Annotated in this window: 12 protein-coding genes; 10 read left to right on the forward strand and 2 right to left on the reverse strand. The window is 63.1% G+C overall.

Going from position 1 to position 9,417, the window contains the following annotated elements; genetic code table 11:
- Positions 1–51 precede the first annotated feature (51 nt).
- The 5 genes from H6P80_RS08725 (at position 52) to H6P80_RS08745 (ending at position 4,424) form a co-directional block, all read left to right on the forward strand.
- The gene (locus H6P80_RS08725; RefSeq protein ID WP_185800897.1) at positions 52–702 is read left to right on the forward strand and encodes a 2-hydroxychromene-2-carboxylate isomerase; all 651 of its coding nucleotides are present in this window, start codon (positions 52–54) and stop codon (positions 700–702) included.
- Positions 699–1,136: a GFA family protein gene (locus H6P80_RS08730; protein ID WP_185800898.1), complete on the forward strand. Its 438-nt coding sequence runs from the start codon at positions 699–701 to the stop codon at positions 1,134–1,136. Before H6P80_RS08725 ends, H6P80_RS08730 begins: the two co-directional genes overlap by 4 nt.
- 11 nt (positions 1,137–1,147) lie before the next feature.
- Complete coding sequence (locus tag H6P80_RS08735) at positions 1,148–1,582, forward strand: GFA family protein (RefSeq protein ID WP_185801031.1); 435 nt, start codon at positions 1,148–1,150, stop codon at positions 1,580–1,582.
- Positions 1,563–2,333, forward strand: a complete 771-nt coding sequence (locus tag H6P80_RS08740) for an alpha/beta fold hydrolase (protein ID WP_235973756.1) — start codon at positions 1,563–1,565, stop codon at positions 2,331–2,333. Before H6P80_RS08735 ends, H6P80_RS08740 begins: the two co-directional genes overlap by 20 nt.
- Positions 2,334–2,594: 261 nt before the next feature.
- Positions 2,595–4,424, forward strand: a complete 1,830-nt coding sequence (locus tag H6P80_RS08745; protein ID WP_185800900.1) for a M2 family metallopeptidase — start codon at positions 2,595–2,597, stop codon at positions 4,422–4,424.
- A 76-nt stretch (positions 4,425–4,500) separates the two neighbouring features.
- Here the strand turns inward: H6P80_RS08745 and H6P80_RS08750 are convergent, their stop codons facing one another.
- Together H6P80_RS08750 and H6P80_RS08755 are read right to left on the reverse strand one after the other, a co-directional pair.
- On the reverse strand, positions 4,501–4,866 hold the full coding sequence (locus H6P80_RS08750) for a hypothetical protein (RefSeq protein WP_185800901.1): 366 nt from the start codon (positions 4,864–4,866) through the stop codon (positions 4,501–4,503).
- Between the two features lie 72 nt (positions 4,867–4,938).
- Entirely contained in the window at positions 4,939–5,412 is a 474-nt protein-coding gene (locus H6P80_RS08755; RefSeq protein ID WP_185800902.1) for a peroxiredoxin, read from the reverse strand.
- Between the two features lie 174 nt (positions 5,413–5,586).
- On the opposite strand from H6P80_RS08755, the gene H6P80_RS08760 reads away from it, so the two are divergent.
- The 5 genes from H6P80_RS08760 to H6P80_RS08780 form a co-directional block, all read left to right on the forward strand.
- Positions 5,587–5,871 (forward strand): hypothetical protein, encoded by a 285-nt coding sequence (locus H6P80_RS08760; protein ID WP_185800903.1) that lies wholly within the window; start codon positions 5,587–5,589, stop codon positions 5,869–5,871.
- Between the two features lie 61 nt (positions 5,872–5,932).
- Positions 5,933–6,919, forward strand: coding sequence for a hypothetical protein (locus H6P80_RS08765; RefSeq protein WP_185800904.1), 987 nt, complete (start codon positions 5,933–5,935; stop codon positions 6,917–6,919).
- Positions 6,920–7,018: 99 nt separating this feature from the next.
- Complete coding sequence (locus H6P80_RS08770; protein WP_185800905.1) at positions 7,019–7,594, forward strand: YqgE/AlgH family protein; 576 nt, start codon at positions 7,019–7,021, stop codon at positions 7,592–7,594.
- Positions 7,595–7,653: 59 nt separating this feature from the next.
- Positions 7,654–9,114 carry an amidohydrolase family protein gene (locus tag H6P80_RS08775; protein ID WP_185800906.1) on the forward strand — a complete coding sequence of 487 codons (1,461 nt, stop codon included), beginning with the start codon at positions 7,654–7,656 and terminating at the stop codon, positions 9,112–9,114.
- A gap of 168 nt (positions 9,115–9,282) precedes the next feature.
- Positions 9,283–9,417: adenosylhomocysteinase (locus tag H6P80_RS08780; RefSeq protein ID WP_185800907.1), on the forward strand; the 135-nt coding region annotated here is incomplete at its 3' end.

Below are 9,417 nucleotides of genomic sequence, written 5' to 3' on the forward strand. Positions count from 1 at the left end.
TGGAGGATTTCCGGGCTTCGACCCGTCCGCGACCCGGAGTGGAGAGGATATATGACGCTGACCGCCGATCTCTACTGGTCGTTCCGCAGTCCCTATAGCTATCTCGCCATTGGACGGTATCGCGCGATGACGGAGCAGCACGATCTCGATATCGCGCTCTGTCCCGTCTATCCGCTGGCCTTGCGCCAGCCCGATTTTTTCGAGCGCAACCATCCGAACTGGCTCCGCTATACCCTGCTGGACGTGATGCGGCTGTCGCAGTTTCACGGGATCGCGATGGCGCCGCCGCGCCCCGATCCGATCGTCCAGGATATCGCGACCCGCAAGATTGCCGAGGACCAGCCCTATGCCTATCGCCTCGTGCGTTGCGGCCAGGCGGCGGCGAGGCGCGGCAAGGGCTTCGGCTTCGCCTATGAAGTATCGACGCTCATTTGGGGCGGCACCGAGAATTGGCATGAGGGCGACCATCTGGCGAATGCCGCGCAGCGCGCGGGCCTCGACATGGCCGAGCTCGATGCCGAAGCCGAAGACGATGCCGAAGCGCTGGACGCCGAAGTCGCCGCCAACCAGGATCGGCTGGAGGCGGCCGGCCATTGGGGCGTGCCGACGCTCGTCTTTGAAGGCGAACCGTTTTTCGGGCAGGACCGGATCGATGTTGCGCTGTGGCGGATGCAGCAAAAGGGACTGGAGGAACGCAGGTGACCGAAACCTATGCCGGCGGATGCCAGTGCGGCGCCGTGAACTACCGCTTCGAGGGGCCGTTGCCGCCCGCTTATTGCTGCCATTGCGGCGAGTGCAAGAAGCAGACGGCGAGCGCCTTTTCCATGTCGGTGACGATCGATTTTTCGCGGCTCGACGTGGTGGGGCAAACGGCGATGTTCGAGGTCACCGGATATAGCGGTGCGATCAAGCAGTGCCATTTCTGCCCGCAATGCGGGACGCGGCTCTGGCATCGCTCGGCGGCCGCGCCGGACTATGCGACGCTGAAGGTGGGAACCATCGAAAACGGCGAGGATATTGCGCCGCGCAGCCATATCTGGGTGTCCAAAAAGCAGGCGGGCATCCTGCTCGACCCGGATGTTCCGGTTTACGAGACGCAGCCCGAGGACATGAAGGCCTGGAGGGAGAGCCTGTGACCGTCAAGACGATGACCGGCGGCTGCCAGTGCAGCCGTATTCGCTACGAGGTCGATGCCGAAAATGACGAGGCCTATCTCTGCCACTGCCGGATGTGCCAGCGCGCGACGGGCGGCGTTTCGATCGCCTTCAAGAATGTGCCGAAGGCCTCCGTCCGCTGGACGACGCAGGAGCCCGACTATTACGCCAGCTCGCCGATCGCCCGGCGCGGCTTCTGCTCCGCCTGCGGGACGCCGTTGACGTTCGAATATCCGGATAGCGATAATATGGACCTGACCGTCGGCTCGCTGGACGATCCTTCAGGCCTGAAACCGAAGCACAATTTCGGCGCCGAGGGCCTGCACGAACATTGGCTGAACGCGGCGGACCTGCCGCGCTACAAGGCGGCAGATTATGAACCGCTCAAAAAGCGGTGGGAGGAAAAAGTTGGCAAAGTCCCCGATTGATCCGGAGCCGCATTATTACGAAAGCCGCGACGGCCAACGGCTGGCCTGGCGGGAAATGGGGGAGGGGCGGCCGATCGTCCTGCTCCACGGCTTTTTCTCCAACGCCTTCACCAACTGGATTCGCTACGGCCATGCCGAAAAGGTCGCGGCCAAAGGCTATCGCGTCATCATGCCGGACCACCGGGCCCATGGCGACAGCGCGAAGCCGCACGATCCGGCGGCCTATCCGCCGGACATATTGGCGCAGGACGGGCTCGCGTTGATCGAGCATCTGGGGCTCGAGGATTATGATCTGGGCGGCTATTCGCTCGGTGCGCGAACGGTGGTGCGCATGCATGTGCTGGGCGCGCGGCCGGGGCGACTGGTTGTCTCGGGCATGGGGCTTGCGGGGCTCGTCAATCTCGGCAAGCGAGCAAACCATTTCCGGCATATCCTCGAAAATCTCGGGAAGCATGAACAGGGCTCGCCGGAATGGATGGCCGAGGCGTTCCTCAAGACCACCAAGGGCGATCCCGAAGCGCTGCTGCTTGTCCTCAACGTCTTCACCGACACACCGGTCGAGGCGCTGGAGGCGATCGTCATGCCGACCCTGATATTGGTCGGCGACGAGGATCGCGACAATGGCGATCCCGACGAACTGGCCGCCGTCATTCCCCATGCCGAACATGTCGCGGTGCCCGGCGGCCATATGAGCTGTATCGTGAAGCCGGAATTTGGGGACGCGCTGGCGGACTGGCTGGGAGACGCCTGAGGCATTGCCGTCATCGCGAGCGAACGACGATGGGGCCGAGGGTAAACGAAACGCTGTCCTACAGGATGCCCTATCGGCTATCATGGGGAAATCGCAGCGAGCATGGACCGTTGACCCCTTTCCTGTGTCAACGAGTGTCAACCTGCTGGCGGCACGGGCATGCCGCCCGGCGACGGCGGAAATCGACCAACGGCCCTTGACCGTCACCGGGGCGAACGGTCTAACACGCACCATGCAAACGTCTTACAGAGAGGTTTTCCGATGAAAATTCTTGCCAAATTCGGCGCATCGGCGCTGGCGCTCGGCGCCGCGCTTTCCGCCGCTCCGGCCTATGCCGACCACCACCAAGAAGCCGCGCGTACGGCCGAAGCCGCCGATGCCTTCGTCGCCGCGGCCAATGAGGAAATGGCGCGGCTGTTTCATATCTCCGCGCAGGCGGCATGGGTGAATTCCACCTATATCACCCCCGATACCGATGCACTGAACACCTATTTCGGTACGCTGGTGACCGAGATGGTCGTGCGGCTGGCCAATGAAGCGGCGCAGTTCGCCGAGGTCGAGGGCCTCGACTATGCCACCGACCGCCAGCTCAACCAGCTGCGCTCGCAGATCGGCCTGCCGGCGCCGACGCGCGACGGCGCGGCCGCCGAGCTCAACCAGCTCGCGACGGCCTTGAGCACCGCCTATTCCACCGGCCGGGCGACGATGAACGGCGAAACGATCAACGGCAACGAGGCCGAAGCCCGGATGGGCACGGTGCGTGATCCCGCCGCGCTCGCCGAGATGTGGACGACCTGGCACAATAACGGCGCGGCGATGCGCGACAATTATGCCCGGCTTGCCGAAATCGCAAACGAGGGCGCGCAGGAGCTCGGCTACGACAATGTCGGCGATCTCTGGCGTTCGGGCTATGACATGACGCCCGACGAATTCGCGGCGATGACCGAGCGGTTGTGGAACGAGACACGCCCGCTCTACGAGCAGCTTCATTGCTATGTCCGCGCCGAATTGAACGAAGAATATGGCGACGAGGTGCAGGCTGAAACCGGCCCGATCCGCGCCGATCTGCTCGGCAATATGTGGGCGCAGGAATGGGGCAATATCTACGATATCGTCGCGCCCGAAGGCGCCGGCGATGTCGGCTACGACCTCACCGAATTGCTTGAACAGGCGAACTACACGCCCGAGCAGATCGTACGCACGGGCGAGGGCTTTTTCAGCTCGCTCGGCTTCGCGCCGCTACCCGAGACTTTCTGGGAACGCTCGATGATCACCGAACCGCGCGACCGCGATGTGGTCTGCCATGCCAGCGCCTGGGATCTCGACAATGTCGACGATCTGCGGATCAAGATGTGCACGCGCGTCAACGCCGACGATTTCGTCACCGTCCATCACGAGCTCGGCCACAACTATTATCAGCGTGCCTATAACGAGCAGCCGATGATCTTCCGCAACAGCGCGAATGACGGCTTCCACGAGGCGATCGGCGATACCATCGCGCTTTCCGTCACGCCGGAATATCTGGTGCAGATCGGGCTGCTCGAAGAATCGCAGGTGCCGGGCCCGGATCGCGATATCGGCCTCTTGCTGCGGCAGGCGATGGACAAGGTCGCCTTCCTGCCGTTCGGCCTGCTGATCGATCGCTATCGCTGGGGCATTTACGATGGCTCCATCACGCCGGAAAATTACGAGAGCGCGTGGAACGAGATGCGCCTCAACTATCAGGGCATCACGCCGCCGGTCGAGCGCGGCGCCGACCAGTTCGACGCGGGCGCGAAATATCACGTGCCGAACAATGTGTCCTATACCCGCTATTTCCTCGCCCGGATCCTGCAGTTCCAGTTCTACCAGGCGGCCTGCGAACAGTCCGGCTGGGAAGGGCCGCTGCATCGCTGCTCTTTCTACGGCAATGAGGAAGTCGGTGCGCGGCTGAATGCGATGCTGGAAATGGGCGCTTCGCGGCCCTGGCCGGAAGCTCTGGAAGCGTTCACCGGAACGCCGGAAATGTCGGCTGAGCCGATGCTCGCCTATTTCGAGCCGCTCCAGACCTGGCTCGAAGAGCAGAATGAAGGCCGGGAGTGCGGCTGGTAGCGCACGAACCGGCGGTCAAACAAAAAGGGGCGGCGTGCGAAAGCGGCCGCCCCTTTATGATCCGGGATGGTACGGGCTAGTCGGCCGCGGGCTTGACCTTGGGCGGGGCGGCCTTGGCCGTCTTGCGCTTGTCGTACATCTTCTTGCCGACCACCGCGCCGGCGGCGGCCGCCGCAACGCCGCCGACCGCAACGGCGGTCTTGATCGGATGCTTCTTGACCGTGTCGGCGGCGCTCTTCGCGCCCTTGCCGACCTTGTCTGAAGCCGTTTTCGCGGCCGCGCCGGCCTTGGTGCTCGCCGCCTTGGCGGTTTCGCCGGCCTTGGCCGATACGGATTTGGCGGTGCCGGCGAGCTTGTCGCTGAATTTTTCGCTGAATCCGGGCTTCGCGGTGCCGTTTCCGGCGGTCGCGGTCTTTGCGGTCTTGGTAGGTTGGGTAGCCATGGTGATGCTCCGTTAAATATGGTCGGGCCTATACCCAACCAATTCGCGACCCGGGTTTTGGTTCCGCCGGCGCTATAGCTGACCGAGCATATGTTCGGCCGAGCTGACCTTGTATTCGCCAGGCGCTTCGACGTTCAGATGCTCGACCACGCCGTCGTTGACGACCATCGAGAAGCGCTGGCCGCGCGTGCCCATGCCGAAGCCGCTGGCGTCGAAATCGAGGCCGATCGCCTTCACGAACGCGCCATTGCCATCGGCGAGCATCGTCACGCCGTCCGCATCTTCGCCCCATTTGCCCATGACGAATGCATCGTTCACCGCGGTACAGCCAATCGCATCGATGCCCTTGGCCTTGAGCTCATCGGCTTTCTCGACATAGCTGGGCAGGTGCTTGGCCGAGCAAGTCGGCGTAAAGGCACCGGGTACGGAAAAGAGCGCGACCTTCTTGCCCTTGAAAAAGGCGTCATGGTCGATCGGCTGCGGGCCGCCTTCCGTCATTGTTACGAAACTGGTTTGGGGCAGCGTATCGCCTTCGCTGATCGTCATTATTCACTCCTTCAGGATGGGTTCGCGCCATCATAGCGGTATCGCCGGCGCATGAAAGCGTTTCAATAGGCGGCCGGGCGCTGGCCGCAAAGCCGGCATACTTCCGCGCAATCTGCTATGGCGCTGGCAGTCGAGAGCTTTATGGTCGCGCTCGACCCTTCGGGAGAGTGTTTCATGCGTATTGTCATCCCCGTTGTCATGGCGCTCCTGCTAAGCGGCTGCATCGCCAAGACCGCTGCCAATATCGTAACGGCGCCGGTGCGCGCGGTCGGGCAGGCGGCGGACTGGGCGACCACCAGCCAGGACGAGGCCGACCGCAATCGCGGTCGCGAGCTGCGCGAGGAGGAAGAACGGCTCGGGCGTCAATGGCGGGAATGCATGGAAGAGCGTGAGGATCGCGATTATTGCGACGAAGTCCATCGCCGCCAATCCTCGCAAAGGCCGCCCGACGAGGATTGAAGCGTCTACCATTGTCGCTCGCCGTCATTGCCGGTTATAAAAGTGGAAACGGGGGGAGCAGTTGGCCGAGCAGGGCGGATCCGACGAATATAAGGGCTATGACGATTTCGACCCCGAATGGGATATCGAAAGCGGCGGAAGGCCTGGGCTTGCGGCCGCGATATGCGCGATTCTCGTACTGACATCGACTTGCACGTTCGATGCGGGCGATCTGGCGAACCAGCAGATGCCGATTGCCTATATGGCCGGCCGGACGATAGGCTTTGGTGCGGTCGCCTGGGGTATTGCCTATGCCATTACCATCAGAAAGGCGTCACGGGGCTGGATATTCGGCTCTCTTGCCATTGTCATCGGTGCCAGCCTGATTGCGCTGCTCGGTCATCTCGTCGAGGCAGGCAGCCTGACTCCGGATCATCGGGTTGCGCTGGAAGGCGTGGCCGAGTCGATGGAAGCGATCCAGGAAGGTGCTATCAGCGGCGATCTCCCCACTGATCGCTCGGTTCCCGGCCTGACACGCCTTTTCAACGCCTATCTGAACAGCGAAATGTCCGATGCCAATCGGTTCCACGCAGAAGCGGAAGAGGCCGGGCTTGTTGCGCTTCTGAATTTCGAGAACCTGACTCCGGATAACGAGATCTTCGGGAAATGCGATGCCATGGCCGCTCTGGCGGACCGCGCGAGCTATTATGGAGGGCGGGCCGGGGTTCATCGCCGGGCGGCGCAGCATTTCGGCCTCGGTCTGGTTCGCGAGGGCGCGCTCAGCCGACGCGATCTGGATCAGTTTGTTGCAGCGCTGCGATCTGGAAGCGCCCAGTTCGAGCGGGTCTGGGAACTTAACAGCCGGATTTGCGAAAGCGCAGCGGCGGCCTGCCATGTGCTTGCCCGCGGCCGATGGGAGTATGAGGACAGGATGCCCTATTTCACCAGCGACGCGGATCTTGAAGAATATAACCGCCATATTGGGACGGCGCAGGGATATCAGATCGAATTGCAGCGAATCGGGCAGGAATCGGCGGATTCCATGCGCGAGATTGCCCGGACGCCCTAGGGCTTCGCAAAGGCCGGTGAGCGGGCGTGGGAAACAGTTCGGCCTGTCCTCGCGACAAGCGCTCTGGACCCGTTGCGGCCATCCGCTAGAGTCGGTCCGATGGAAACCGATCCCGACACTTCGCCGCCCTTCCTTTCCGGCCAGCTGTTGCTCGCCCTGCCGGGTATGGGCGATCCGCGGTTCGAACGGGCGGTCATCGCGATGTGCGCGCATGACGAACAAGGCGCGCTGGGTATCGGGATTGGCGCAACGGTCGCCAATATCGGCTTTCACGCGCTGCTGGACCAGCTCGAAATCGATCCCGGCTTGGCGCCGGACGTGCCGGTCCATTTCGGTGGGCCGGTCGAGCCGCAACGGGGTTTCATCCTGCACAGCCTGGACTGGGGGGGCGAGGACAGCGTCCAGGTCGGCGATAAATGGTCGCTCACCGGTACGCTGGATATCCTGCGAGCCATAGCAGGGGGCAGGGGCCCGTCGCACTGGCTCGCCTCGCTCGGCTATGCGGGCTGGTCGCCCGGGCAGCTAGACGAGGAAATGACGCGGCACGGCTGGTTTACCGCAGCCGGCGACCGGGAAATCCTTTTCGAAACCGATGCCGCGGACCGCTGGGCCGCCACCTATCGCCGCGCGGGTATCGACCCGGCGTTGCTTGCCCATGATGCCGGCCATGCCTAATCGCCCGGTTGCCCGAGTGATTCCCGCCGCTTAAAGATCCCTCCCAAGGGGGTGCCGACATGATTTCCGAACTGAAAAACGCCTTGAAACGGGTCGCGACGGTTGCGTCCATGCTGCTGCTGGGAGCGTTGGTTCCGGTTGCATCCCTGGCCGAATCTCGGTGCGAGGGTTCCGGCGCGTTGCTGGTCCGCGATGTGCGGGTGCTGGATCTTGCGGGGGAAGCTCCGGCGACAAGCGATCATATGAACGTGCTGATCCGTGACGGCGCAGTCGTCGCGATTGGACCGGACTCCGGCGCGCAGGCGCCCGACGATGTGTGCCATCTCGACGGCCGCGGACGCACTCTGATGCCGGGTCTTGTCGATATGCACGTGCATATCTGGGACGAGGCGGAACTCGGGGCCTATATCGGCCATGGGGTTACGACGGTTCGCAACCTTTCGGGCATGCCGTTCCTGTTGGAGATGCGGGACCGGGTCGCTACCGGCGAATTGCTGGGGCCGCGTATCGTGACGAGCGGGCCGATCCTCAATGGCCCCGGTCCCAATGCGCAGATCAACCACCAGATCGTCGAGACCGCCGAAGAAGCCCGCGCAGCCGTGCGCGCGCAGCATGCGGCCGGATATCGGAGGCTCAAAGTCTATTCGAACCTGTCGCGCGAAGCCTATGAGGCGATCCGCGACGAAGCGGAAACCCTCGGCATGCCGATCACGGGCCATACGCCCGAGGGCGTCCGCGAGCCCGGCATGCCGTTCGAGCGGCCCTTCAATATCGCCTTCGAGGAATTGCTCGACGACGGGTTCGAGACGATCGAACATGTCGAATCCATCGTCTGGCACGGCTTGCGCGAACGCTACGACGAAGAGGCCGCCCGGGCGTTGGCTCATCGAATCGCCGAGGCCGGCGTGCCCGTCGATCCGACCTTGATCGCCTTCGCGAACCTCTATCGTACCGCCGAAAGCCGCGGTGCCTATCTGGAGCGGCCCGGCACCAACATGTTGAACCCGTTCATTTCCGCGATGGAAGAGCCGATGTTCGAACGCTGGCGGTCCGAAGATGCCGATCGCGCGCGCGAGCAGCTGGCCTTTTTCAGCCGCTTCACCGCACAGCTCCAGCAAGAAGGCGCGATGCTCGTCGCCGGTTCGGATTCCGGCATCTTCACCAATATTCCCGGCGCGTCGCTGCACGACGAACTGGCGCTGCTCGTCGAGGCCGGGCTGACGCCGTATCAGGCGCTGCGGGCCGCGACCTACAATGCGGCGGTAGTGCTTGGCGAAGCGGAGACTGTGGGCCGCGTCGCGCCGGGCTATCGCGCCGACCTGATCCTGGTCGCTGGCGATCCGCTCGCCGATATCGGTCTGGTCCGCGAACCGGCGGCGGTCATAGCCAATGGCAATCTGCTGACGGCGGGCGGGATAGCGATCATGCTGGAATCCGCCGAACAGCCGTCGGCGGAGCGGACCCAGCGCAACGTTCTCGCGGCGATGGCCGCGCAGGGCAGCGAAGTCCCGGCCGAATGACCAAGGCACGGATTTGCCGCCCCACACATATAAAGATATCCTTATATCCCATTGCATTTGGGCCGGGCAGCCTTTAAAAAGGCTCCCTATCGGCCGCACGATCTATTCGCGCGGCCCTTCTTTTTGACCCGAAACAAACACTCACAGCCCGAACAGGAGCCCTTTTTGATGGCCGATCAGGATTACATAGTGACGGATCTTTCCTTGGCGGAATATGGCCGGCGAGAGCTGGACATTGCGGAGACGGAGATGCCGGGATTGATGGCGACGCGGGAGGAGTATGGGGAGGAGAAGCCGCTTGCG

Origin of the sequence: Parasphingopyxis marina (genome assembly GCF_014237875.1) — a bacterium.
GTDB lineage: Bacteria > Pseudomonadota > Alphaproteobacteria > Sphingomonadales > Sphingomonadaceae > Parasphingopyxis > Parasphingopyxis marina.